A 24271-nucleotide genomic window follows, 5' to 3' on the forward strand; every position below is an offset into this window, starting at 1 on the left:
AGGACACGGTTCGCGGCTCTGGATCCCGGCTTTCGCCGGGATGACGGAGGCTGTGCGATGATCCAGCTTCTCGCCTTTTATCTGTTCGCCGTCGTCGTGATCGCCTCCGGGGCGATGACGATCCTGTCGCGCAATCCGGTGCATTCGGTGCTCTGGCTCATCCTGGCGTTCTTCAACGCCGCGGGGCTGATGGTGCTCGCCGGCGCCGAGTTCATCGCGATGCTGCTGGTGATCGTCTATGTCGGCGCGGTCGCGGTGCTCTTCCTGTTCGTCGTGATGATGCTCAACATCGATTTCGCCGAGCTGCGCGCGGGCATCATGCACTATGCCGCGGTGGGTGTGTTGCTGGCGATCGCCTTGATCGCCGAGATCATCGTCGCGGTGAAGGCGTGGAGCGCCGGCGGGCTGCAGCTTGCCCGCCGCGCGGCGCCGATCGACGCGGCGGTGCCCAATATCGAGGCGGTCGGGCACCTGCTCTACACGCGCTATTTGTTCGTGTTCGAAGGCGCGGGGCTGGTGCTGCTGGTGGCGATGATCGGCGCGATCGTGCTCACCTATCGCAAGCGCAGCGACCTGCGCCCGCAGAACGTCTCGCGCCAGATCAATCGCCGCTCGAAGGATGCGACCCGCAACATGAATCCGCCGGTTGGGCAGGGGGTGGAGCTGTGATCTCCATAACCCATTATCTCGTCGTCTCTGCGATCCTGTTCACGCTGGGGGTGCTGGGCATCTTCATGAACCGCAAGAACCTGATCATCATCCTGATGGCGATCGAGCTGATCCTGCTCGCGGTGAACCTCAACCTGGTGGCGTTCTCGAACTTCCTCGGCGATCTGGTGGGCCAGGTCTTCGCGATGTTCGTGCTGACCGTCGCCGCCGGCGAGGCCGCGATCGGGCTCGCCATTCTCGTAATCTACTTCCGTAGCCGGGGCACAATCTCGGTCGACGACGTCAATCGGATGAAGGGCTGATGTCGGCGATTCATTTCATCGTATTTCTGCCGCTGTTAGCGGCGGTGGTAGCGGGCTTCTCGAACAAGGCGTTTGGCAGCCTGATGCCCAAGGCGGTGACGACTTTGTCGCTGTTCGCGGCGTGCGCGCTCTCCTGGCCGATCTTCCTGTCCTACATGGCGGGAACGGCGGAGCCGAGCGTGGCGCCGGTGTTCACCTGGTTCACCAGCGGTGACATGCACGTCGAATGGGCGCTGCGCGTCGATGCGCTGACCGCGGTGATGCTGGTGGTGGTCACCAGCGTCTCGGCGCTCGTCCACCTCTATAGCTGGGGCTATATGGACGACGACGCGGACCAGCCGCGCTTCTTCGCCTATCTCTCGCTCTTCACCTTCGCGATGCTGATGCTCGTGACGGCCGACAACCTGGTCCAGATGTTCTTCGGCTGGGAAGGCGTGGGCCTGGCGTCCTATCTGCTGATCGGCTTCTGGTTCAAGAAGCCCAGCGCCAATGCCGCCGCGATCAAGGCGTTCGTGGTGAACCGCGTCGGCGACTTCGGCTTCATGCTCGGCATGTTCGGCACCTTCCTGGTGTTCGGCACGATCTCGATCCCCGAGATCCTGGCGGCCGCGCCGCACATGGCCGGATCGACGATCGGCTTTCTCGGCCACCGCTTCGACACGATGACGGTGCTCTGCCTGCTGCTGTTCGTCGGCGCGATGGGCAAGTCGGCGCAGCTCGGGCTCCACACCTGGTTGCCGGACGCGATGGAAGGCCCGACTCCGGTCTCCGCGCTGATCCATGCGGCGACGATGGTCACCGCGGGCGTGTTCATGGTCTGCCGCATGTCGCCGATGTTCAACATGAGCCCGGTGGCGATGGGCGTGGTCACCTTTGTTGGGGCCGCGACCTGCCTGTTCGCCGCGACCGTCGGCACGGTGCAGACCGATATCAAGCGCGTGATCGCCTATTCGACCTGCTCGCAGCTCGGTTACATGTTCTTCGCGGCGGGCGTCGGCGCCTATGGCGCGGCGATGTTCCATTTGTTCACGCACGCCTTCTTCAAGGCGTTGCTGTTCCTTGGCGCGGGCTCGGTGATCCACGCGATGCACCACGAGCAGGACATGCGTTATTATGGCGGCCTGCGTAAGCACATCCCGATCACCTTCTGGACGATGCTGGCGGGCACGCTCGCAATCACCGGCGTGGGACTGCCGGCCGTGTTCGGCAATCCGCTGGCGTTCGGTTTCGCGGGCTTCCATTCGAAGGACGCCATCATCGAGGCAAGCTGGGCCGCGGGCGTGCCGAGCGCCTTCTGGATCGGTGTGTTCGTAGCGCTGCTGACGAGCTTCTATTCCTGGCGCGTCGTGTTCCTGACTTTCTACGGCAAGCCGCGCTGGGCCGCTTCGGAAAATATCCAGCATGCACTCCACGACGCGCATGACCATCACGACGATCACGCGGCGGGAGATGCCGGCCATAGCGCGCACGACCATGGGCCCGCGACGGGAACCGGTGGCTATCATCCGCATGAAAGCCCCTGGTCGATGCTGGTGCCGCTGCTGCTGCTGTCGGTCGGTGCGATCTTCGCGGGCTTCTTCTTCCACGGCTTCTTCATCGAGCCGGAAGCGGGCGAGAAGTTCTGGAAGGGCAGCGTCGCCTTCAACGAGCATCTGATGCACAACATGCATCTCGTGCCGCTGTGGGTGAAGCTGTCGGCGACGGTGGCGATGCTCAGCGGGCTGCTGATCGGCTGGCTGGCCTATATCCGCTATCCGGAATTCCCGGCCAAGTTCGCCGACGCATTCCGTCCGGTCTACGTCTTCCTGCTCAACAAATGGTATTTCGACGAGCTGTACAACTTCCTGTTCGTCCGTCCGGCGTTCGCCATCGGCCGGTTCTTCTGGAAGCGCGGCGACGAGAAGACCATCGATCGCTTCGGCCCCAATGGCGCGGCGCGGCTTGTCCAGATCGGCAGCGCGGGCGCGGTCAGGCTTCAATCGGGATATCTCTATACCTATGCCTTCGTCATGCTGATCGGGCTCACCGCCGCGCTCACCTGGGTCATCACGAGGTAATGGCGCGATGACCGGCTTCCCGATCCTTTCCGTCATGCTCGCCGTGCCTGCGGCCGCCGCGGTGCTGTGCCTATTCTCGAGCGCGCAAAACGCCCGCTGGATCGCGCTCGCCGCGACCCTGGTGGACTTCGCGCTCGGCGTCTGGCTGTGGGGCAGTTTCCAGACCGGCGCCGGCGCGCCGCAATGGCAGTTCGTCGAGAACGTCCTGATCTTCGGCAAGCCCGGCGGCGTGACGCTATCCTGGGCGCTGGGCATCGACGGCTTTGCGCTGATGCTGATCATGCTCTCGGTCTTCCTGATGCCGATCTGCATCGGCGCCAGCTGGAAGGCGATCCAGACGCGCGTGCCCGAATATATGGCGGCGTTCCTCGCCACCGAACTGCTGATGGTCGGTACCTTCGCGGCACAGGACCTGTTCCTGTTCTACATCTTCTTCGAAGGTGGCCTGATCCCGATGTTCCTGATCATCGGCATCTGGGGCGGCGCCAACCGCATCTACGCGTCGTACAAATTCTTCCTCTACACGCTGCTCGGCAGCCTCGTGATGCTGATCGCCATGCTCTACATGGCGCTGACCGCGGGCACGTCGAGCATCCCGGCGCTGATGGCGTATGACTTCCCGGCGCATATCCAGACCTATTTGTGGCTGGCCTTCTTTTGCTCGTTCGCCGTCAAGATGCCGATGTGGCCGGTCCATACCTGGCTTCCCGATGCGCACGTGCAGGCGCCGACCGCCGGTTCGGTGATCCTGGCGGGCGTGCTGCTGAAGCTCGGCGGATACGGCTTTCTCCGCTTCTCGCTGCCGATGTTCCCCGAAGCCTCGGCGCAGTTGATCTGGCTGGTGTTCGGCCTGTCGGCGATCGCGGTGATCTACACCTCGCTGGTGGCGCTGGTGCAGAGCGACATGAAGAAGCTGATCGCCTATTCCTCGGTCGCGCACATGGCGATCGTGACCTTCGGCCTGTTCACCTTCAACCAGCAGGGCATCGAAGGCGCGATGCTGGTGATGCTGAGCCACGGCCTGGTCTCCGGCGCGCTCTTCCTTTGCGTCGGCGTGATCTATGACCGGCTGCACACCCGCGAAATCGACCGGTATGGCGGGCTGGCGATCAACATGCCGCGCTATGCCGCGCTGTTCCTGTTCTTCACCATGGCCTCGATCGGGCTGCCCGGGACCAGTGGCTTTGTCGGCGAGTTCCTGTCGCTGACCGGCACCTACAAGGTCTCGACGCTCTTCGCGCTGCTCGGCACGACCGGCATCATCCTGGGCGCCGCCTATATGCTCTATCTCTATCGCCGCGTGGCGTTCGGGGATCTGACCAAGGACGACGTCAAGGCGATGCCGGACCTCGAGGGCCGCGAGCTTTGGCTGCTGGCGCCGATCGCGGCGGTGGTGCTGTGGATGGGCGTCTATCCCGAGAGCTTCGTGAAGCCGATGCGTGCCGATGTCGTGCGGCTGGTCGATCGTGTGCACCGTGCCGCGCCCGCCGGTGACTCGCTGCCGACGCCCGGTAAACTTTGCCATCATGGCGAAGCTGCATGCCATGAGCCCGCCGAAGCCGTTGCGCACGGGGGGGCGCACTGATGAACTATTCGATGCAATTGCTGATGACGCTGCCGGAGGTAGTGCTGGGCCTGGGCGCCATCGTGCTGATGTTGGTCGCCGCATGGGGCGGTCAGCAATCGGCCAAGCTGGTGAGCTGGGTTTCGATCGCGGTGCTGGCGGGCGCGGGGATCGCGCTGCTTGGGCCGTCGTCGACCGGCGGTGACGCGTTTGGCGGGCTGTACAAGGCCGACATGTTCGCGGCGTTCGCCAAGGCGCTGATCTTCGGCGCCGCCGCGGTGGCGATCCTGATCGCGCCCAAATTCTTCGAGCGGACCTCGGGCGACGATCTGCGCCCCGAATATCCGGTGCTGATCCTGCTCGCCGTCTGCGGCATGGGCATGATGGTCTCGGCGGGCGACCTGCTGAGCCTCTATGTGGGTCTCGAGCTGCAGAGCCTTGCGGCCTATGTGCTCGCCAGCTTCATGCGGCGCGATACGCGCTCCGCCGAGGCGGGTCTGAAATATTTCGTACTGGGCGCCCTGGCATCGGGCATCCTGCTCTACGGCATCAGCCTGGTATACGGCTTCAGCGGCACCACCGATTTCGGCGGCATTGCCCAGGCCTATGCGGAGCCGCGCTCGATGGGGCTGCTGTTCGGCCTGGTGTTCGTGTTCGCGGGCCTCGCCTTCAAGATGAGCGCGGTGCCGTTCCACATGTGGACGCCCGACGTCTACGAAGGCGCGCCGACCCCGGTGACGGCGTTCTTCGCCTCGGCGCCCAAGGTCGCGGCGGTTGCGCTCGCGGTGCGCGTTGCGGTCGATGCGATGGGCCCGGCGATCCATGACTGGCGCCAGATCGTGATCTTCGCGGCGCTCGCCTCGATCATCTTCGGCGCGGTCGCGGCGATCGGGCAGAACAACATCAAGCGGCTGCTCGCTTACTCCTCGATCAACAATGTCGGCTTCGCGCTGATCGGCCTCGCGGCCGGGGGCGAGAGCGGCGTGGCGAGCGTGATGTATTACATGGCGGTCTATATCGTCATGACGCTGGGCAGCTTCCTGGTCGTGCTGCAGATGCGCGGGCCGGACGGCGAGCCGATCGAGACGATCTCCAGCCTGTCGGGCATGTCGCGCACGCGGCCAGGCCTGGCGCTGGCACTGGCGATCTTCATGTTCAGCCTTGCCGGCATCCCGCCGCTGCTCGGTTTCTTCGCCAAGCTGCAGGTGTTCGTGGCGGCGGTGCATGCCGGGCTGTTCGCTTTCGCTGTGGTGGGCGCGACGGCATCGGCGATCGGCGCCTTTTATTATCTCAAGATCGTCAAGACGATGTACTTCGACGAACCGGCGCCTGCCTTTACGGGCAAGACCGACCTGATCGAGGGCGGACTGATCGTCGTGGCGGCCCTGCTGATCTCGCCGGTCGGCTGGCTGGTGCTGCGTCCGCTCGAGCTCTGGACGACCCACGCGGCGCAGGCGCTGTTCTGACCGCTGTCATCCGGACCGTCGCCGAGACGGGATCGACCAATGCCGACATGGCCGAGCTTGCGCGCAGCGGCACGCCCGAGGGGGTGTGGCTGCGCGCCGAGCGGCAGAGCGCGGGCAAGGGCAGGCAGGGGCGGGCTTGGGATTCGCCCGCCGGCAATCTCTATGTCTCGACGCTGATCCGGCTGCGGCCGAGCGATCCGCCCGCGGCAACGCTGGCGCTGGTCGCGGCGGTGGCGCTGGAAGAGGCGGTGCGGACCTTCGGCGTTTCCGCGATGCTCAAATGGCCGAACGACCTGCTGGTCGAGGGCGCCAAGCTTTCGGGCATATTGCTCGAGCGCACCGAGGATGCGGTCGTGATCGGGCTGGGGGTGAACCTGGCGCATTGCCCGGAGGGGCTGGACCGCGCGGCAACGAGCATGCGCGTCTATGGCCCGGCACCCGATCCGGCGATATTCGCCGAGACGCTGGCCGAGAGCTTCGAGCGCTGGGTGGCGCGGTGGCGGGGCGAGGGGTTGGCCTCGGTACGCGAGCGCTGGCTTGTCCATGCACATCCGGCTGGGACGGCGCTCACCGCGCGCCTGGCGGACGGCAGTGCGGTCGACGGGCTGTTCGATGGCCTGACGAGCGAAGGCGCGCTCATCCTGCGCTTGGCCGACGGCACCCGGCGTGTCATTCACGCGGGTGACGTGTTTCTGCTTTAGAATAGGAGAAGCCCGATGCTGCTCGCGGTCGATGTCGGCAACACCAATGTCGTCTTCGCTTTGGTCGATCCTGGATCAAGTCCGGGACAGGCTGCCCAGATCCACGCGCGCTGGCGGATCGCCACCGATCCCCGCCGCACGGCGGACGAATATGCCGTCTGGCTCAGCCAGCTGCTGAGCCTCGAGGGCTATGGGCGCCAGGACGTGACTGCGGTGATCGTCGGCACGGTGGTGCCGCGCGCACTCCACAACCTCCAGGTGCTCAGCAGCAAATATTTCGGCACCGAGGCGGTGATCGCAGGGCAGGGCGCGGCCGAATGGGGCTTCCAGCTCCATGTCGAGGAGCCGGGCAATCTCGGCGCCGACCGCGCGCTCAACGTGATCGCGGGGCATGCCCGGCATCCCGGCGACCTGATCATCATCGATTTCGGGACGGCGACGACCTTCGACGTGGTCGATTATCAGGGCGCCTATAAGGGCGGGATCATCGCGCCGGGCATCAACCTGTCGCTCGACGCGCTCGTCACCGCCGCCGCCAAACTCCCCCGGATCGCGATCGAGGCGCCGCGGAGCAACAGCGTGATCGGCCTCAACACGATCGACCAGATGCATATCGGCATCTATTGGGGCTATATCGCGATGATCGAGGGGCTGGTCGCGCGGCTGAAGACCGAGGTTGGCCGCCCGCTCAAGGTGATCGCGACCGGCGGCCTCGCCACTTTGTTCGAGAAGCAGACCGATGCCTTCGATGTGATCGAGGACGATCTGACCATCCAGGGGCTGGCGATGCTGTGGGGGCGTACCCATATCAATTCGTGACGCGGCACCCGCTTTGGCGCAGAAATGGCCACATTGTTGCGGGGCCGCAATTTTCTTTCTTACCTGTTGCCGTCCGGCCTGTCCGCTGACGGCGCTCTCCATGATTCGATAGGAACTCTGTGAAACCTGGCAACGAACTCCTCTTCCTGGCGCTTGGCGGCTCGGGCGAGATCGGCATGAACGTCAATCTCTATGGCACCAAGGGCAAGTGGCTGATGGTCGATTGCGGCATCACCTTCGGCGATGCGAACTATCCCGGCATCGACGTGATCCTGCCCGACCTCCAGTTCATCGAGGAGCGGCTAGACGACCTGCTCGGCATCGTGCTGACCCATGGCCATGAGGATCATATCGGCGCTTTGCCCTATCTGGCGGGCGAACTGAACGTGCCGCTCTATGCCACCCCGTTCACCGCCGGGCTGATCCGCGGCAAGCTCGAGGAAGAGGGCATCGAGGAGCGCATCGAGCTCAACGTGGTCGACGAGGAAGGGCCGTTCGACATCGGGCCATTCACGATCACCTACAAGCCGCTGGCGCATTCGATCCCCGAGGGCAATGCGGTGCTGATCGAGACGCCCTATGGCAAGATCTTCCACACGGGCGACTGGAAGCTCGACGAGGCCCCTTCGCTGGGCGGCGCATCGACCGCGGCGGAGCTGACCGCTATCGGCGACCAGGGCATCCTCGCTCTGGTCTGCGATTCGACCAATGTGTTCAATCCCGAGGCTTCGGGGTCCGAGGCCGAGGTCCGCAAGGGGCTGGACGAGGTGATCGGGGCGGCGAAGGGCCGCGTGCTCGTCACGACCTTCGCCTCCAACGCTGCCCGGCTCCAGACGCTGGGCGAAGTGGCGCAGGATACCGGGCGCGAGCTCTGCGTCGCCGGCCGCTCGCTCGACCGGATCATCCGCGTCGCCAAGGCGACCGGCTATCTGCGCGATTTCCCCGAGACGATCGATTTCGAGACCGCGATGACGCTGCCGCCCTCGCGCGTGCTGATCGTCGCGACCGGCGGGCAGGGCGAGCCGCGTGCCGCGCTCAACCGCATCGCCGAGGGCAGCCATGTGCTGAAGGTCCATCCGGGCGATACCGTCGTCTTCTCGTCGCGCCAGATCCCGGGCAACGAGATCGCGATCGGCAAGATCATGAACACGCTGGCCGGGCTGGGCGTCGAGCTTATTACCGATCGCCAGGCCTTCATCCACGTCTCCGGCCATCCCGGCCGCCCCGAGCTCGCCGAGATGTACAAGTGGATCCGGCCCGAGATCCTCGTGCCCGTCCATGGCGAGGTTCGTCACATGTACGAGCAGGCGCGGTTCGGGCTGTCGCAGGGCGTGCCCAAGGCAGTTAACCAGGTGAATGGCGACATCGTCCGGCTGGCGCCCGATGGCCCGCAAAAGGTCGGCCTGGCGACCGTGGGCCGGCTGGTGCTCGATGGCGACGTGATCCTCCCGGCCGACGGCGCGACCATGAACGAGCGGCGCAAGCTGGGACTTTATGGCCAGATATCGGTCGCGGTGGCGATCAGTTCCAAGGGCAATTTGATCGGGCGCCCCGTCGTGCGCGTCGAGGGCGTGCCGGTGGAGGAGGATCGTGACGATTTCCTCGACGAAGCCGCCGATGCCGCCGCCGAAGCGGTCAAGAAGGACAGCCGCGACCGCGAGAAATTGCGCGAGAGCCTGCGCCTCGCGGTGCGCCGCGTCGCGACGCGCTACACCGGCAAGAAGCCGGTGGTCGACGTGCTGCTGATCGAGGCCTAAAGCCGCGCCATGCAGTGGAAGTCGGCGCTCGCGATCTATGTCCTGTTCTGGGCCTTCTCGGTCTTCCTGGTGCTGCCCTTCGGGGTGCGCACCAGCGAGGAGGCGGGCGTGCCTCTGGTGCCGGGGCAGTCGCCGAGCGCGCCAGCCAATTTCAGCATGAAGCGCATCGCGATCCGCACGACGATCGTCGCCACGACGCTTTTCGCGATCTTCGCGCTGAACTATAATTATGGCTGGGTGACGCCCGACATGCTCGACTGGGTGCATCCGAGCCCGCGATAAGACCGCGCATCTGCCGGATCTGCGGCCACTTGCGGCCCAAGGAAGTTGACACGGTTGACACCTGCTATGTCGAAAAACCTTCCTTCCCGAATTTTGCGGGTCGAGCGGTAGCTGGTTACCCTAAAGTCACAAGAGTCACGGGTTCCTCGCGCGCGAGCGCACGCGCGCGCGAGGCCGCATCGTAGCTGGATAATATTCGCGATGAGAAAGAGCCCGCCGAGGATTGCGGGCCAAATCCTACATTGCAAGCTGTGGCTGTTTGCGAATTGCGGCGCCTGTCTGACGCCCTTTCTATCTTTCAGTCACCCCGGCCTTGTACCGGAGTCCACCCATCCGTGAGCGAGCCGCTAGAGCCTTGAACCTCTCGCCAAGTTGCGCAGTGGACCCCGGCACAAGGCCGGGGTGACAATGAGGCTATGGCAGCTAACAATCCAGTTCCGGTCGTTCCGCGCCTCACCATAATTGCCCGCCGTGGCGCTTACGAAACCCACATCCGCTTTGGCTGACTCACTCGCTTCCAGATGCCACGCTTTCGTTCGTAGCGCACTTGGAAACCCGCGCCGCAGAGACCATTGCAGGTAAAGAAGTAAGACACCCGAGCGGTTCGCCCATCCGGTGAAATTTTTGGCACATCCAAGCCGAAAATCGTCACGGGATTTATCGAAGTCAAATCTGCCTTACGGGCAATTTCAGCTCTTGATGCGGTCCGCACATGAACGGGAAGCGATTTCAGTAGGTCCGGGCACAACGTAAAGATCGATGGGCCGTTCTCTTCAGCCCCCGGATCCACTAGGATTTCATTGCCTGCCGAATCCCCGGAAGGCGCCAAATCAGCCAGTACAGCTTGCGCAAGGGCGCACTCCGCCTTTGTTCTGGCGTCAGGGCCAGGCTTTGCCGATGCTGCGCTTAGCGCTAGTGCCATCAGTACGATCATGTGCCGTTCCTGAAATACATGTGCGATCCCAGGGATTACCGTCGCTGCCTTGCCAAGTCGAGGTCGATGCCTGGCGCACCAAGCGCTCTTGATCAGTTCCCCAAAAACTGCCGGACCACTTTCCACCACTAGCGGACCTTCCGCCTACAACAGCCTCCGGAAGGATCAGGTCCGCAGCCGCTCGATCGCCTGGGCCAGCGCCACGTAGAGCTTGCCCATGTCCGATGAGAGCAGGGTCACGCCCAGCGGCGAACCGTCGCGCAGCACCAGGATCTGGCGGAGCATCGCCTCGAAATCGTGGATGTAGCGGTTCACATTCTCGCGGAAATCATCGTCATTGTCATAGAGCCGCGCGATCTCGCGGGTTTCGCCGGGATCGAGGAGCCGCACCGCGCGGCGGGTGAAGACGCCGCGATCGCCCTTCAGATACGCCGTCCAGGCGCTGTCGCTGACTTCGGTCGAGAAGGCCTTGGTGATGTCGATCGACGACGAATTCATCGCCTCGATCAACAGCGAGACGCGGCGGGCGAAGGATTCGCTGTCGCCCTTCTCGCGTTCGTCGCGCGCTTCGTCGATCCTGGCCTCCACCTTGGCAGTGGTCTCGGCGATCAGGTGCATCTGGTGCGACAGTCGCTCGGAGGCCTGGGTCGCGGCGTTGACCGCGGCTTCGGTGGTCTCAGTCAGTTGGGCGATTTCCCGGCGCACCGAGCTATCGATCGCGCGCTTGAGCGCGGTGCCGCTCGCTTCCTCGATCGCGCGCGCCGCGGTGGGGGCGATCATCGAAAGCGTCTCGCGGGCGTGATCGGCGGCGGCGGCCGACGTCTCGCGGACGCGGACCAGCGCCTCGACCAGCTGCGGCGCGGCCGATTCGGCGAAGCGCTGGGTAGTGGCGATCGTCTCGTCGACGATGCGGCCGAGCGATTCGGCCTGGTCGCCGCCGGTCGCCAGCGTCTCGAGTAGCGAGGCCTGGGTCTTGGCGAGCGTGTCGCGTTGCTTCGAAACCACGTCGGCGATCGCTTCGATCGCTTCGTGCGTGCTTTCGGCGGCGGTGACGAGCGCGAGCAGCTCGGGCTTGGCGCCCGCGACGACCTGGCGGCTGGCGGCGATGCGCGCGTCGAGGCGGGCGAGCGCCTCGGGCAGCGTCTCGTCGATCTCGCGCGCGGAGGCGTCGAGCGCGGTGAGCAGGTCTTCCGACGTGCCGATCACGGTGCGGGCGGTACTCTCACCGGTGCGCATCGCCTCGGTCATCGCGTCCATCGACTGATGGAGCACGCTGATCGAGGAGGAGAGCGCCTGGGTGCGGTCCATGCCGGAGGCGTGGAGCACCTGCAGCTCGCGGTCGAGCCGGTCGACGCCGCCTGAAAGGCCGGCGAACAACGCGTCGCCGCGGCCCTGTTCCTCTTCGAGCCGTATCGAGACGCGCATGATCGCGTCTTCGATCATGCCCATGCGCTCGCCCAGCGCCTCGGCGCTGTCGCGGCCGGCGCGGTCGAGCGCGGCCTGGTTGGCGCCGAGCATCGCCAGGATCGCCTCGCCCTGCGTGGCGATGCTCTTGCGGGCCTCGTCCACCGCCTCGGCGGCGCGATCGAGCACGCTGTCGACCGCAGTCGACATCTCGCCGGTGACCTGTTCGAGCCGCGAGCTGGCGGTTTCGCTGGTCGCTTCCATCCGCGAGATATGCGCGGCGAGGCGCTCGGCGGCGCCGCTGGCGATCTGATCGGCCTCGCGGCCGCGTTCGCTGAGCGCAGTAAGCTGGGTGTCGAGCGAGGCGGCGCGCTGGCTGGCGAGTAGCCCGGCGGCATCGACGCGCTCGGCCATGCCGCGCATCTCGTCATGCGCCTTGGGCAGCGAGGAAAGCACGATCGAGACGCGCCGCTCGGCTTCCGAGGTCGCGTCGTTGAGCGCGCGCGTGCTCACATCGAGCGTGCGCGACTGTTCACCGACATCCTGCGCGACGCGGCCGATCCGCTCGGCGGCGCGGTCGCCCATCGCGATCATCACCGTGGTCTGCTCGGCGAGCGCGACGCGATTCTCTTCGATCTTGCGGGCAAGCATGGCGACGGAGCGCTCAAGACTGGCGGCTTCGGCCCGCATCATGCGCGCGGTCATGCCGAAGCGACGCGCCTCGGCGGCACTGGTGCGCAGCGAGAGCAGATAGAGGATGCCGATCAGCGCGGGCGGAATGCAGAGCGCGGCGACAAGCTCGATCAGCGCTACGGGCTCGAGGCCCGCGCGAATCGAGGGAAGAGCGAGCCAGAGCATCGTGCCGAGCCAGGCAGCGGATACGAGCAAGGCGAGGGTGGGGGCCAGCCAGCCGAATCGGCGGGTGGGCACCTCTTCTTCGTCGTCTTCGAACTCCATGACAGCGACCGGCTCGGTCGTATCGACCAATACCAGTTCGTCTTCGACTGCCGCATTCGGCGCGGGCGCGGCTTCGGCCGAGTTTCCCCCAATCATCCGGCATGTTTAACACATTTGTCAGCGCGTCCAATACTCGTGGTGAAACGAACGGTTAACGCCCGTCGGGTATCTCTTTCGGCATGGCGTATGATCCTGGTGCAATCGATGCGACGCTGGCGGCGGCGGTGGGCGACGAGCCCGCGCTGATCGCCGAGCTGCGCGAGGCTTTCCTCGAGAGCGTGAAGCGCGGCGTGGATGGCCTGCGCGCGTCGAAGGGCCCCCAGGAATGGACTGCGGCAGCGCTGCGCCTGAAGGGACTGGCCGCCAGCTTCGGCGCCGTGCGGCTGATGGCGCTGGCCACCGAGGCCGCCAATGCGACCGCGGGAGACAGCGCAGTGCTCCGCCGCCTGGAACGGGCCGTCGAGCGGCTCTGAGCCGCTGCCCGCGTCTTGTACAATCCGCCGGTGTGTTATATGAATCACTCACCTGGTGGGGAGTGATGTGGATGCGTGCGCGTTTGTTTGGTCCGGGCCTGGTGGTGGCGCTGCTGGTCTCGGCGAACGCCGGCGCACAGGAGGCCCCGGCAAAGCCGCAGGACGAAGGGATCGTCGTCACCGGCCAGCGCGAGGTGCCACCCGCCGTTGCGAAGCACTATGTCGGCCAGATCAGCTCGAGCATCGATGGGCAGCTCACCCAGTTCCGCGAGCCAGTCTGCCCGCTCGTGATCGGCTTCGCGCCGCAATATAACCAGATCGTCGCGCAGCGCATCCGGACGGTTGCCGCCGATGCGGGCGTCAAGGTCGCCAAGGAGAAATGCCGGGCGAACCTGGTGCTGATGATCGCCAAGGACGCGGATTCGCTGGTGAAGGCGATGCGCACCAAGACGCCCAATCTGTTCGAGGGCGTTGCCGACGGCGATCTCAAGCGCGCTTTCGAGGACGGGCCGGTCCATGTCTGGAACACTACCGAGCTTCGCAACGAAGACGGCCAGGCGATGGGGCATTCGGATTCGGAGGGCGGCAGCGCCTTCGCCAATGTGCTGAACGTGAAGAGCGCATCGATCATCGAATTGCCGACCCAGCGCGCGATCATCGGTTCGATGGTGGTGATCGATGACGACGCCACGCTCGGCAAGACGCTGACCCAGATCGCCGATTATGCCGCGATGCGGGCGCTGGCCGGGGCCCGGCCGCCGCAGCAGGGCGTCCAGACCGACACGATCCTGACATTGTTCGATCCCGACGCCACCGCGCCGCTTTCGGTGACGTCGGTCGACCGATCCTATCTGCAGGGCCTGTACGACACGCGGCCGACGGCCCGCGGGATCAGCGCGAAGAGCCGGATCGCGAGCCGGATCGTCAAGGATGCCAAGGAACGCAGCGGCGCGAAGGACTGAGTGCTCTAGTGCTTGCGGCTGAGCTCGCGCATCGCGTCGTCGAGCCCGGCCAGGGTCAGCGGATACATCCGGTCGTTCATCAGCTCGCGCAGGATGCGGACCGACTGGGTATAGCCCCATTGCGCCTCTGGCAGCACGTTGAGCCAGACCGCGGCGGGATAGGTGTTGGTCATGCGCTGCATCCACACCGCGCCGGCTTCCTCGTTGAAATGCTCGACCGAACCGCCGGGATGGCTGATCTCGTACGCGCTCATCGAAGCGTCGCCGACGAAGATCAGCTTATAGTCGTGGCCGTATTTGTGGAGGATGTCCCAGGTCGGCGTGCGCTCGGTGAAGCGGCGCTTATTGTCCTTCCACACGCCCTCGTAGAGGCAGTTGTGGAAATAGAAGAATTCCAGGTTCTTGAACTCGCTGGTCGCCGCGGAGAACAGCTCTTCGCAGAGCTTGACGAACGGATCCATCGAGCCGCCGATATCGAGGAAGAGCAGCAGCTTGACCGCATTGTGCCGCTCGGGGCGCATATGGACGTCGAGCCAGCCCTGGCGCGCGGTGCCGTCGATCGTCGCGTCGATGTCGAGCTCGTCGGCGGCGCCTTCGCGGGCGAAGCGGCGCAGGCGACGTAGCGCGACCTTGATGTTGCGCGTGCCCAGCTCGCGGGTGCTGTCGAGATTCCGGAACTCGCGGCCTTCCCACACTTTCAGCGCGCGGCCGTGCTTGCTTTCGCCGCCGATGCGGACGCCCTCCGGGTTGTAGCCCGAATTGCCATAGGGCGAGGTGCCGCCGGTGCCGACCCACTTGCTGCCGCCCTCATGGCGCCCATGCTGCTCCTCGAGCCGCTTCTTGAGCGTCTCCATGATCTCATCCCACGAGCCGAGCGCCTTGATCGCTTCCATCTCCTCGGGGGTCAGGAACTTCTCGGCGACGGCCTTGAGCCAATCCTCGGGGATGTCGGCGGGGGCGACGCCGTAGGTGGTCGCGATCCCCTTGAAGACCTTGGCGAAGACCTGGTCGAAGCGATCGAGCAGCCCCTCGTCCTTCACGAAGGTGGCGCGGGCGAGATAGTAGAAGGCCTCGGGCGTGCGATCGATCACGTCGCGATCGAGCGCTTCCAGCAGGATCAGATGCTCCTTCAGACTGGCGGGGATGCCCGCGGCGCGCAGCTCGTCGAGGAAGGAGAAGAACATGGCCCCTTTTAGGGTTGGAGCTCGTAGAGCGTCCAGTGGGTGCCGGAGAGGCCACGGGCATAGGCGCGGGCGATCGGGGCGTAGCGCTTGCCGCAGCGGATCGAGGCTCCGGGCATGGTCTCGCCCTTGAAACGATCGATGAACAGGAAGCGGGAAGGGCCGCAGGGCCTGTTCTCGATTATATCGAGCTTGTAGCGGTCCTGCGCGGCGGCGACCTGGAGCATCGCGAGGCCGGTCGAACGATCGAGGATGACGCTGGTGCCGCCGGGCGCGCGGGCCTGGAGCGCGCGGATCGCGCCACCGGGGTCGCCGCGCTGGTTCTGGATCAGGTCGACGTCCTGGATCAGGCTGCCGATGACGATCGCGCCGAATGCCACGCCGGCGAGCCCGCGCTTCCACCCGTTCATGCCCCATCCGCGCCAGATCATCTCGGCGACCAGGATCAGCAGCGCGATCCCGGCGAGCAGATAATAGCGGGGATGGCCGACATTGCCCGATTGCAGCACCGCGAGCGCGACGGGGAAGCCGATGATCGCCAGCCGGTGAAAGGCGAGGCGGGAGACGCCTGCGCCTGCGGCCAGCACGACCAGGATCGGCGCGAAGGCGAGCCACCAGACCGAAACGACCGGAATGCCGAGTGCATAGCCGAGCATCTCGACGATCGCGTGGAGATATTGCAGCCAGTCGAACGGATCGTAGCGGCCGAACTGGAAACCGGTCTTGCTCGCCGCCGCCGCACCCAGGACGATGCCCGCGACGGCCGCCATCGCGATGGCGCTCGGCAGGAGCAGGCGGAGCGAATCGATCAGCGCCTGCCGGAGCGTCGATCGCTTCCACAGCGCGAAGAACACCCAGCCGGCGAGCGCGCAGAAGCCGAAGAACAAGGTGAGCTGCGACAGCGCGCCGAGGAAGAAGCAGAGTGCCAGCGCCGTCGCCGGGCTCCGCTCCGCCTCGCCGGCGAGCCACCGGTCGGTGAGCAGGATCGCGGTCAGCAGCGCGAGCGTCATCGGCGCATAGCCGCGCGCCTCGGAGCCGAGCGTCACGAGGAGCGGGGAGAGTGCGAACAGCGTCGCGGTGATCAGGCCGAGTGCCGGGCTTCGGCGCTTGCCGATCAGGCCGGCGACCAGGATCCCTGCGGTCCCGGTGACGATCGAGAGCGCGCGGACCAGCGGCGGCGGCGCGCCGAACCCCACGAACTGCATCCACAGCGAGTTCAGATGGTGATTATTGTCGTGATTGATGTTGAGGAAGATGCCGAGCGGCGTCCCCGCATCATGCGCCAGCACCGCCGACCAGGCCTCGTCGAGCCAAAGCGCGCCCTGGGCGCCTGCAAGCCGCAACGCAAAGCCGATCGCGGCCAGCGCGCCGAGCAGCCACCACCAATGCCGATCGCCCCCGCGCGCTTCCATGGCGGCCTCATGCTTCACGGACGGATTGGGCACAAGCTAGCGCGCGTATGCGTCGATCAGCGATCCGACATAATCGGGCTGCTTGCCGGTGAGTTCGGGAGCCGGCTGCGCCTTGCGCACCTTGTGGGAAGCCTCAGGATCGGGCGTGCCGTAGATGAAACCGTTGGCGGGATAGACCGACCCGCCGAGCCCGTCATTGTCGCGGTACCAGACCTTTACCTGACTCCAGTCGCCGTCGGACGAGACGTCAAACAGCGTCACGTCCTGCTCGGCATGGCCGCGCTCGCCATTCTGGCGCGACCAGTTTGCGTGGGTGACCATCAACACGCGCGGCTCGACGATGCGGCTGACCACCGCGACATGTCCGAGCGGCAGGCGCGGGCTCCGGGCGAAGACGAGCACCGCGCCGACCCTGGGCTGCGAGCCACGGGCGTAGCGTCCCTTGGCCTGGTCCCACCAGGTCCATGCGTCGCCATAGATCTGGATGCCCGAAGCCGCGCGGGCGAAGGGCACGCACTCGCCGACATAGTCGAGCAGCGAATCTGCGCGCGCCGGCGCGATGACGGCGAGGCCGAGGGCAAGACAGGACAGGAAGACGCGCATTGGCACACCCTGAAACCACGATCCCCCGCGGAAATCCTAGGTTTCAATGGTTACCAAGAGGTTAACGACGCGCGTTCAGGCGATCGGCGGAGGCTGCCGCTCGACCTGGGGCAGTGCGGGATCGAAATGCGCCCAGCCGGGCGCCGCCGCCGTCCAGATCACCGATCCGGGCGCGGCGAGCCCCGGATCGTCGAGCGCGCCGGCACGGACGATCATCAGATGCGGCCGCCCGCTCGACTGGCTGAAGATCTGCGTGCCGCACGCCGGGCAGAAGCCGCGGCGCATCGTATTGCCGCTTTCCGCGACGCCCTCGATCCAGCGGATTTCGCCTTCGGAGGCGATCGCATCGGCGGGGAAGATCACGTTCACCGTGCCGCCGCCCGCGCTCAGATACTGGCAGAGCCGGCACCAGCAATGGCGCGCGCCCAACGGCTCGGCGTCGATCGTGACCTTGACGGCGCCGCACAAGCACCCCGCCTTGTGGCTCATTTGCCCTGCTGCCGCCGCGCCATGAACGCCAAGCGTTCGAACAGCATCACGTCCTGCTCGTTCTTGAGCAAGGCGCCGTGGAGCGGCGGGATCGCCTTGGTGGGATCGCGCGACTGGAGGACGTCGAGCGGCATCTCCTCGTGGAGGAGCAGCTTGAGCCAGTCGAGCAGCTCGCTGGTCGAAGGCTTCTTCTTGAGGCCGGGGACCTCGCGGATGTCGTAGAAGATATCCATCGCCTTGCTGACCAGGATCTTCTGGATGCCGGGGAAATGGACGTCGACGATCGCCTGCATCGTCTCGCGGTCGGGGAATTTGATATAATGGAAGAAGCAGCGGCGCAGGAACGCGTCGGGCAGGTCCTTCTCATTGTTCGACGTGATCACCACGATCGGTCGCTCGGCGGCGCGGATCGTCTCCTTGGTCTCGTAGACATGGAATTCCATGCGATCGAGCTCCTGGAGCAGGTCGTTCGGGAATTCGATATCGGCCTTGTCGATCTCGTCGATCAGCAGCACGGGCACTTCGGGAGCGGTGAACGCCTCCCACAATTTGCCGCGGCGGATATAGTTGGCGATGTCGTGGACGCGCGCGTCGCCGAGCTGTCCGTCGCGCAGCCGGGCGACGGCGTCATATTCGTACAGGCCCTGCTGCGCCTTGGTGGTCGATTTGACGTTCCACTCGATCAAGGGCGCGCCCACCGCCTTGGCGATCTCATAGGCCAGCACGGTCTTGCCGGTGCCAGGCTCGCCCTTGACGAGGAGGGGGCGGCGGAGCGTGACCGCGGCGTTGACCGCGACCTTCAGGTCATCGGTCGCGACATAGCTCTGGGTGCCTTCGAAGCGCATGGCTTCGAACTAGCGGTATGGCAGAGGCTTGTCAGCCCCGATTGCGGGCGCCGGCGCGGGCCTCGAGCAGGTCCCACAGCCCGCGATGCTGGGCATAGACCTGTTGCGCGCCGAACAGCATCGCGCGCTCGATCGCGCATTCGCGCGCCAGCGCGTCGACGACGCTCACCGTCTCCTCGGCCAGCGGCAGTGTCGTGGGGAAGGGCGTGATGCCGAAGCGGTGCGCGGCGGTATCGAGCACCTGGCGGATCGTGGTCCAGTCGATCGCCAGCGCGACCGCGGCGCCCGTCGCGCAGCCGGAACGATCGGACTGGGCGAGCATGTCCAGCGCGTGGCTTTGCGCCGCCGTCACGGCTTCCGATTCGGCGTGGCCGGGCGTGCTGGGTAGCGGACCCGCGGCGGCGACCAGGCGGACGAGATAGGCGCGCTCGCCGGCAAAGGCCTCGGCTGCGGCTTCGATCCAGCCCGATTCGATCGGCATGCGCGCATGCTCGAGCGCGTGATCGATCACGCCCGGATGGCGGCCGTGCAGCAGGCAGATATAGTGGACCGCGTCGCACAGATCGCGCTGCGGCTCGATATCGTCGATCAGGCGGCGGAGATAGGGGTGGTTGGCGCTGCCGTCGGAGCCCGCGAGCGAACCCATCGCACCCCAGGCGCCACCCAAATGCGCAATTTGTACGGAATCAAACGGCATTTCGCCCCCAGTGACAAAGATCGTCGCCGTTCATGCCGGCGTCGTCCATCTAGCCTCAGGGGTTATACTGAACCGCGTAGAGACGTGGTTGACGGCGAATTTACTGTAAGAAAATCCTCTGCGGGTGAGATATCCGCCCGGTAACCGATGGCCGCGCAACCACCGTGCCCCAACCGGAAAGCATCCTGAAATCCGGCGCATGAGCCCAAACAGAAAAGGGCGGGTGTCCGGCCTAGACACCCGCCCTTTCTCTGTTCGATCCCGGCGACCTTACTGGTCGAGGAAGCTCCGCATCTTGCGACTGCGGCTCGGATGCTTGAGCTTCCGGAGCGCCTTGGCTTCGATCTGGCGGATGCGCTCGCGCGTGACCGAGAATTGCTGACCGACTTCCTCGAGCGTGTGATCGGTGTTCATGCCGATGCCGAAGCGCATGCGCAGCACGCGTTCCTCGCGCGGGGTGAGCGAGGCAAGGACGCGAGTGACCGTTTCCTTGAGGTTCGCCTGGATCGCGGCGTCCACCGGGATGACGGCGTTCTTATCCTCGATGAAGTCGCCGAGATGCGAATCCTCCTCGTCGCCGATCGGCGTTTCGAGGGAGATCGGCTCCTTGGCGATCTTCATCACCTTGCGGACCTTTTCGAGCGGCATGCTCAGCCGCTCGGCCATTTCCTCGGGCGTGGGCTCGCGGCCCTGCTCGTGGAGGAACTGGCGGCTGGTCCGCACCAGCTTGTTGATCGTCTCGATCATGTGGACCGGGATGCGGATCGTCCGCGCCTGATCGGCGATCGAGCGGGTGATCGCCTGGCGGATCCACCAGGTCGCGTAGGTCGAGAATTTGTAGCCGCGGCGATACTCGAACTTATCGACCGCCTTCATCAGGCCGATATTGCCCTCCTGGATGAGATCCAGGAACTGCAGGCCGCGGTTGGTGTACTTCTTGGCGATCGAGATCACGAGGCGGAGATTGGCCTCGACCATCTCCTTCTTGGCGATCCGCGCCTCGCGCTCGCCCTTCTGCACCATGTTGACGATGCGACGGAACTCGCCGAGCGCCATGCCGGTCGCCTGACTGATCTCCGAAATCTCGATGCGGATGCGATCGACCGCGGCGGCTTCGTTCTCGGCGAAGGCCTTCCACTTCTTGTCGAGCTTCTCGACCGTGGCGAGGAAGCTCTCGTCCATCTCGTGATCGACATAGCGATCGAGGAAGTCCTTGCGCGGCACCTTGTGGCGCTCGGCGAGGCGCAGCATCTGGCCGCCCAGCGCTGTCAGGCGCCGGTTGAAGCTGTAGAGCTGGTCGACGAGATATTCGATCTTGGCGTTGTGGAACTGGACGCTCTCGACCTCGGCCGTGAGTTCCTCGCGCAGCTTGTGATAGTTGCGCTCCTGCGCCGACGGCAGTTCACCGCCCGCCGCCATCGCGTCGAGCCGGGCCTGCTGAATCTTCGAGAACTTCTTGTAGACCGCGGTGATGTTGGCGAACCGCTCGAGCGCCTGCGGCTTTAGCTGCTCTTCCATCTGGGCGAGGCTGAGGGTGTTGTCTTCCTCTTCGTCGTCCGAAGGCCGCGGCGTGCGGCGCTCGGTCATCGAATCCTCGTCCTCCTCGTCGGCCGAGACTTCCTCGGGCTCTTCCTCTTCCTTGAAGGTCGCGCCGGCGGTCTTCTCGCTGATCTCGCCGTTATCGTCTTCCTCGGCGCCCTCGACCTGCTCGGCCGACGGACCCTTGGAGAGCATCGCGTCGAGATCGAGGATCTCGCGCAGCTGCATCGTGCCTTCGTTGAGCGCGTTCGACCAGCCGATGATCGCGTTGAACGTGATCGGCGATTCGCACAGGCCGAGGATCATCGTGTCGCGGCCTGCCTCGATGCGCTTGGCGATGGCGATCTCGCCCTCGCGGCTGAGCAGCTCGACCGCGCCCATCTCGCGCAGGTACATGCGGACCGGATCGTCGGTGCGATCGACGGTTTCCTTCTTCTTGGTGAGCTCAAAGGCGGGCTCGTCGTCCTTGCCCTCGGCGGCATCGACCTCGTCCGGGGTGTCGTCCTCGGGCTCGGCGTCCTCGCCAACGTCCTCGTTCTCGACGACGTTGATGCCCATGTCGTTGAGCGCCGACATGACGTCCTCGATCTGCTCCGAGGACATCTGGTCCTGCGGCAGCATCTCGTTGAGCTGGTCGACGGTGATGTAGCCGCGCTTCTTGGCGCGAGCGACAAGCTTCTTGAGCGTGCCCTCGTTGAGATCGATCAGGGGCGCATCGCCCGCTTCGATCGTGTCCTCTGCGCCGCCACCGTTGGTCTTCGCCATCAAAATCCTCGAAATCCAGATGACGGCTATTTTACAGCCGCCCTAATCGTCAAAATCTTCGTCGTCCGCAAGCATTAGGTTTGCAAGCCGCGCCTGGAGCTCCTGCCGCTGCCGCGAAAGCGCCACCTGACGGGCGAACGCCTCCTCCGAACCATCCCTGCTCAGCGCCTGGGTCGCCTCGGCAAGCGCCGCATCCACCACCGGCTGCGCTACCATCACCGCGATGGCCTCGTTCAGATCCTCGCGCGCCTTCAACTCGTCAGCCCCGTTGGGCCGTGTGAACGAGAAGGGGAGCGTATCGGCTCTCAACAGGTCGCTGGCTACCTGATCAAATCCGGACTTCGCCAATATGGTGAGGACTTTGCCGCTATCAAGCTGACGATCTTCTAAAGCGACGTTGATAACCGCTTCGAACAGCTTGCCCAGTGCGCCGCTGGCGCTGCGCAGGCTCCCGAGAACCTCCATATGGCGCGCGATTTCAGCCGGGTGCCGGATCAGTCCCGCGAGCACCGCCTTGGCGAGGATCGGATCGAGTCCGCCCGCGCCGACGCCCCGCATCGTTGCGCCCGGCGGCGCCTCGGGCGGCTGCCAGACGCCGCGCGCATTGCGGCTGCCGCGCGCCGTCCGGCTACCGGCCTGCGGTTGCTGGCGCGGCTGGAATTCACGCGGGCCGCGTCCGAAATGCACGTCGATGCGCTGGCGGAACTCGGCCAGATATTCGGACTTCACATTTGCATCGGCGATCGTGTTCGCGAGCTCGCTGAGCCGGCGCTTGAGGCCCGCGCGCTGTTCGGGGGTATTAAGCGGCTCGGCGGCGACTTCGCTGGCCCAGAGGCGATCGACCAGCGGCTCGGGGGCCTTGAGCAGTGTCTCGAAGGCGTGCGGCCCCTTGGCGCGGACCAGATCGTCGGGATCGAGTCCGTCGGGCAAAGTGACGAAGGCGAGGCTGCGGCCGGGCTGGAGCATGGGCAAGGCGCGGTGCGCCGCCCTGAGCGCCGCCTTCTGGCCGGCCGAATCGCCGTCGAAGCAGAGCAGGGGCACCTCGGCGATGCGCCATAGCCGCTCGAGCTGGTGTTCGGTCAGCGCGGTGCCGAGCGGCGCGACGGCTTCGCCGAACCCAGCCTGGGCGAGCGCGATCACGTCCATATAGCCCTCGACCGCGATGATCCGGCCGGCCTGGCGCGCGGCGGCCTGGGCGCGATCGAGATTGTAGAGCGTGCGGCCCTTGTCGAAGAGCGGCGTCTCCGGGGAGTTGAGATATTTCGGCTCGCCGTCGCCGATGATGCGTCCGCCAAAGGCAATGGTCCGCCCGCGCGCGTCGCGGATCGGGATCATGAGACGCCCGCGGAAGCGGTCGTACGGCTCCTTTTCCTCGACCTGGATCAACAGCCCGGCCTCGACCAGCATGCGATCGCCATAGCTCTTGAGCGCTTCCTTGAGCTTGTCGCGCGAATCGGGCGAGAAACCCAGGCCGAACGCACGTGAGGTTTCCTCGGTCACGCCGCGCTTCTTGAGCACCGCGCGCGCCTCGGCGCCCTCGATGCCCTGCAGCCGCTCGCCGAACCACTTCGCGGCATCGGCCATCGCCTCATGCAGGCCCTTGGCGCGCTCGGCCTTTTCGGCGGCGTGGCGGTCCTGCTCGGGCATGTCGAGCCCGGCGGCCTGGGCGAGCTCCTTCACCGCATCGATGAACGGCAGCCCGCGCTGGTCGGTCATCCAGCGGATCGCGTCGCCATGCGCGCTGCAGCCGAAGCAGTGGTAAAAGCCCTTCTCGTCGTTGACGTAGAAGCTCGGCGTCTTTTCCTGGTGGAACGGGCAACAGGCACGGAATTCCCGCCCCGCGCGCTGGAGCTTCACCGACTTGGCGATGAGGCCGGACAGCAAGGTGCGGGCGCGCAGTTCGTCGAGGAATTGCGGGGTGAGGCTCATTGGCTCCCCCTCCCGCGCGCGGGAGGGGGTTGGGGGGTGGGCGCCCGCTCTCCGCTCGATGAAGCGGCAATGAGAATCGCCTGGAGCACCCCGTCCAGGTTATTCGTCAGATCGTTGTTCCAGAAACGGATGACGCGGTAGCCCTCGGCCGCGATGCGGCGAGTGCGCTCGGCATCGGCAGCGGAATCGAGGTGCTGGCTGCCGTCGAGTTCCACGATGAGTCGCGCACGGCGACAGCCAAAGTCACCGAAATAGCCGGCGACGGGAAGCTGGCGGGTGAAAGTCAGACCTCCCAATTGCGACTTTCGCAATTTCGACCAGAGCAATTCCTCGGCTGCCGTCGGCGCACTGCGAAGTTGGCGCGCGCGCTCCGTGGGCCGGTCCAGCCGGAAGCGAGCGGGATTGGAAGGGCCTTTTCCCGCCGGATCTCCTTGAGGAGAGCGGGCGCCCACCCCTCAATCCCC

General features: G+C 65.5%; 22 protein-coding genes. 11 read left to right on the forward strand and 11 right to left on the reverse strand.

The window, feature by feature from the left end:
* Positions 1-57: 57 nt before the first annotated feature.
* From IAG41_RS04090 to IAG41_RS04130, 9 genes are all read left to right on the forward strand, one after another.
* Positions 58-669 (forward strand): NADH-quinone oxidoreductase subunit J, encoded by a 612-nt coding sequence (locus IAG41_RS04090; protein WP_187727276.1) that lies wholly within the window; start codon positions 58-60, stop codon positions 667-669.
* Complete coding sequence (gene nuoK, locus IAG41_RS04095) at positions 666-971, forward strand: NADH-quinone oxidoreductase subunit NuoK (protein ID WP_187727277.1); 306 nt, start codon at positions 666-668, stop codon at positions 969-971. The genes IAG41_RS04090 and nuoK overlap by 4 nt, the downstream gene beginning before the upstream one ends.
* Positions 971-3028, forward strand: coding sequence for an NADH-quinone oxidoreductase subunit L (gene nuoL / locus IAG41_RS04100; RefSeq protein ID WP_187727278.1), 2058 nt, complete (start codon positions 971-973; stop codon positions 3026-3028). The genes nuoK and nuoL overlap by 1 nt, the downstream gene beginning before the upstream one ends.
* A gap of 7 nt (positions 3029-3035) precedes the next feature.
* Positions 3036-4613, forward strand: coding sequence for an NADH-quinone oxidoreductase subunit M (locus IAG41_RS04105; protein WP_187727279.1), 1578 nt, complete (start codon positions 3036-3038; stop codon positions 4611-4613).
* Positions 4613-6058 (forward strand): NADH-quinone oxidoreductase subunit NuoN, encoded by a 1446-nt coding sequence (nuoN, locus tag IAG41_RS04110; RefSeq protein ID WP_187727280.1) that lies wholly within the window; start codon positions 4613-4615, stop codon positions 6056-6058. The genes IAG41_RS04105 and nuoN overlap by 1 nt, the downstream gene beginning before the upstream one ends.
* Positions 6059-6105: 47 nt before the next feature.
* Positions 6106-6759, forward strand: coding sequence for a biotin--[acetyl-CoA-carboxylase] ligase (locus IAG41_RS04115; protein WP_410468059.1), 654 nt, complete (start codon positions 6106-6108; stop codon positions 6757-6759).
* Between the two features lie 15 nt (positions 6760-6774).
* Complete coding sequence (locus tag IAG41_RS04120; protein WP_187727281.1) at positions 6775-7578, forward strand: type III pantothenate kinase; 804 nt, start codon at positions 6775-6777, stop codon at positions 7576-7578.
* Between the two features lie 119 nt (positions 7579-7697).
* Complete coding sequence (locus IAG41_RS04125) at positions 7698-9335, forward strand: ribonuclease J (protein ID WP_187727282.1); 1638 nt, start codon at positions 7698-7700, stop codon at positions 9333-9335.
* Between the two features lie 9 nt (positions 9336-9344).
* Positions 9345-9617, forward strand: coding sequence for a DUF1467 family protein (locus tag IAG41_RS04130; RefSeq protein ID WP_187727283.1), 273 nt, complete (start codon positions 9345-9347; stop codon positions 9615-9617).
* Between the two features lie 478 nt (positions 9618-10095).
* Here IAG41_RS04130 and IAG41_RS04135 read toward each other — a convergent pair whose 3' ends face one another.
* Positions 10096-10551: a hypothetical protein gene (locus IAG41_RS04135; RefSeq protein ID WP_187727284.1), complete on the reverse strand. Its 456-nt coding sequence runs from the start codon at positions 10549-10551 to the stop codon at positions 10096-10098.
* A 165-nt stretch (positions 10552-10716) separates the two neighbouring features.
* Positions 10717-13008 carry a hypothetical protein gene (locus tag IAG41_RS04140; RefSeq protein ID WP_187727285.1) on the reverse strand — a complete coding sequence of 764 codons (2292 nt, stop codon included), beginning with the start codon at positions 13006-13008 and terminating at the stop codon, positions 10717-10719.
* Positions 13009-13091: 83 nt separating this feature from the next.
* Here IAG41_RS04140 and IAG41_RS04145 point away from each other — a divergent pair, with 83 nt between their 5' ends.
* Both IAG41_RS04145 and IAG41_RS04150 read left to right on the forward strand, forming a co-directional pair.
* Entirely contained in the window at positions 13092-13385 is a 294-nt protein-coding gene (locus IAG41_RS04145) for an Hpt domain-containing protein (protein ID WP_187727286.1), read from the forward strand.
* Positions 13386-13456: 71 nt separating this feature from the next.
* Positions 13457-14347 (forward strand): hypothetical protein, encoded by an 891-nt coding sequence (locus tag IAG41_RS04150; RefSeq protein WP_187727287.1) that lies wholly within the window; start codon positions 13457-13459, stop codon positions 14345-14347.
* 5 nt (positions 14348-14352) lie between these two features.
* Here IAG41_RS04150 and IAG41_RS04155 read toward each other — a convergent pair whose 3' ends face one another.
* The 9 genes from IAG41_RS04155 to IAG41_RS04195 all read right to left on the reverse strand — a co-directional run bounded on the left by IAG41_RS04155 (position 14353) and on the right by IAG41_RS04195 (position 24259).
* On the reverse strand, positions 14353-15531 hold the full coding sequence (locus IAG41_RS04155) for a vWA domain-containing protein (RefSeq protein WP_187727288.1): 1179 nt from the start codon (positions 15529-15531) through the stop codon (positions 14353-14355).
* 8 nt (positions 15532-15539) lie between these two features.
* Positions 15540-16940 carry a hypothetical protein gene (locus IAG41_RS04160; protein WP_187727289.1) on the reverse strand — a complete coding sequence of 467 codons (1401 nt, stop codon included), beginning with the start codon at positions 16938-16940 and terminating at the stop codon, positions 15540-15542.
* Positions 16941-16976: 36 nt separating this feature from the next.
* Positions 16977-17543 (reverse strand): CHAP domain-containing protein, encoded by a 567-nt coding sequence (locus tag IAG41_RS04165; protein WP_187727290.1) that lies wholly within the window; start codon positions 17541-17543, stop codon positions 16977-16979.
* A gap of 75 nt (positions 17544-17618) precedes the next feature.
* The gene (locus IAG41_RS04170) at positions 17619-18032 is read right to left on the reverse strand and encodes a GFA family protein (RefSeq protein ID WP_187727291.1); all 414 of its coding nucleotides are present in this window, start codon (positions 18030-18032) and stop codon (positions 17619-17621) included.
* The gene (locus tag IAG41_RS04175; protein WP_187727292.1) at positions 18029-18877 is read right to left on the reverse strand and encodes an AAA family ATPase; all 849 of its coding nucleotides are present in this window, start codon (positions 18875-18877) and stop codon (positions 18029-18031) included. The genes IAG41_RS04170 and IAG41_RS04175 overlap by 4 nt, the downstream gene beginning before the upstream one ends.
* Positions 18878-18908: 31 nt before the next feature.
* The gene (locus tag IAG41_RS04180; protein WP_187727293.1) at positions 18909-19574 is read right to left on the reverse strand and encodes a DUF6975 family protein; all 666 of its coding nucleotides are present in this window, start codon (positions 19572-19574) and stop codon (positions 18909-18911) included.
* Positions 19575-19844: 270 nt separating this feature from the next.
* On the reverse strand, positions 19845-21878 hold the full coding sequence (rpoD, locus tag IAG41_RS04185; protein WP_187727294.1) for an RNA polymerase sigma factor RpoD: 2034 nt from the start codon (positions 21876-21878) through the stop codon (positions 19845-19847).
* A 42-nt stretch (positions 21879-21920) separates the two neighbouring features.
* Positions 21921-23807, reverse strand: coding sequence for a DNA primase (gene dnaG, locus IAG41_RS04190; protein ID WP_187727295.1), 1887 nt, complete (start codon positions 23805-23807; stop codon positions 21921-21923).
* Positions 23804-24259: an endonuclease domain-containing protein gene (locus IAG41_RS04195; protein WP_187727296.1), complete on the reverse strand. Its 456-nt coding sequence runs from the start codon at positions 24257-24259 to the stop codon at positions 23804-23806. Before IAG41_RS04195 ends, dnaG begins: the two co-directional genes overlap by 4 nt.
* Positions 24260-24271: the final 12 nt, after the last annotated feature.

The sequence above is a fragment of the Sphingomonas sp. JC676 genome (genome assembly GCF_014489075.1).
GTDB lineage: Bacteria > Pseudomonadota > Alphaproteobacteria > Sphingomonadales > Sphingomonadaceae > Sphingomonas.

Excerpts from the sequence above, each read along its gene's own strand:
- IAG41_RS04105 (WP_187727279.1), top strand. The coding sequence starts at position 3,036 with ATGACCGGCTTCCCGATCCTTTCCGTCATGCTCGCCGTGCCTGCGGCC.
- IAG41_RS04140 (WP_187727285.1), bottom strand. The coding sequence starts at position 13,008 with ATGATTGGGGGAAACTCGGCCGAAGCCGCGCCCGCGCCGAATGCGGCA.
- IAG41_RS04175 (WP_187727292.1), bottom strand. The coding sequence starts at position 18,877 with ATGCGCTTCGAAGGCACCCAGAGCTATGTCGCGACCGATGACCTGAAG.
- IAG41_RS04135 (WP_187727284.1), bottom strand. The coding sequence starts at position 10,551 with ATGATCGTACTGATGGCACTAGCGCTAAGCGCAGCATCGGCAAAGCCT.
- IAG41_RS04115 (WP_410468059.1), top strand. The coding sequence starts at position 6,106 with ATGGCCGAGCTTGCGCGCAGCGGCACGCCCGAGGGGGTGTGGCTGCGC.
- IAG41_RS04120 (WP_187727281.1), top strand. The coding sequence starts at position 6,775 with ATGCTGCTCGCGGTCGATGTCGGCAACACCAATGTCGTCTTCGCTTTG.
- IAG41_RS04130 (WP_187727283.1), top strand. The coding sequence starts at position 9,345 with ATGCAGTGGAAGTCGGCGCTCGCGATCTATGTCCTGTTCTGGGCCTTC.
- IAG41_RS04150 (WP_187727287.1), top strand. The coding sequence starts at position 13,457 with ATGCGTGCGCGTTTGTTTGGTCCGGGCCTGGTGGTGGCGCTGCTGGTC.
- IAG41_RS04090 (WP_187727276.1), top strand. The coding sequence starts at position 58 with ATGATCCAGCTTCTCGCCTTTTATCTGTTCGCCGTCGTCGTGATCGCC.
- IAG41_RS04180 (WP_187727293.1), bottom strand. The coding sequence starts at position 19,574 with ATGCCGTTTGATTCCGTACAAATTGCGCATTTGGGTGGCGCCTGGGGT.
- IAG41_RS04170 (WP_187727291.1), bottom strand. The coding sequence starts at position 18,032 with ATGAGCCACAAGGCGGGGTGCTTGTGCGGCGCCGTCAAGGTCACGATC.
- IAG41_RS04155 (WP_187727288.1), bottom strand. The coding sequence starts at position 15,531 with ATGTTCTTCTCCTTCCTCGACGAGCTGCGCGCCGCGGGCATCCCCGCC.
- IAG41_RS04165 (WP_187727290.1), bottom strand. The coding sequence starts at position 17,543 with ATGCGCGTCTTCCTGTCCTGTCTTGCCCTCGGCCTCGCCGTCATCGCG.
- IAG41_RS04145 (WP_187727286.1), top strand. The coding sequence starts at position 13,092 with ATGGCGTATGATCCTGGTGCAATCGATGCGACGCTGGCGGCGGCGGTG.
- dnaG (WP_187727295.1), bottom strand. The coding sequence starts at position 23,807 with ATGAGCCTCACCCCGCAATTCCTCGACGAACTGCGCGCCCGCACCTTG.
- nuoN (WP_187727280.1), top strand. The coding sequence starts at position 4,613 with ATGAACTATTCGATGCAATTGCTGATGACGCTGCCGGAGGTAGTGCTG.
- nuoL (WP_187727278.1), top strand. The coding sequence starts at position 971 with ATGTCGGCGATTCATTTCATCGTATTTCTGCCGCTGTTAGCGGCGGTG.
- IAG41_RS04160 (WP_187727289.1), bottom strand. The coding sequence starts at position 16,940 with ATGGAAGCGCGCGGGGGCGATCGGCATTGGTGGTGGCTGCTCGGCGCG.
- rpoD (WP_187727294.1), bottom strand. The coding sequence starts at position 21,878 with ATGGCGAAGACCAACGGTGGCGGCGCAGAGGACACGATCGAAGCGGGC.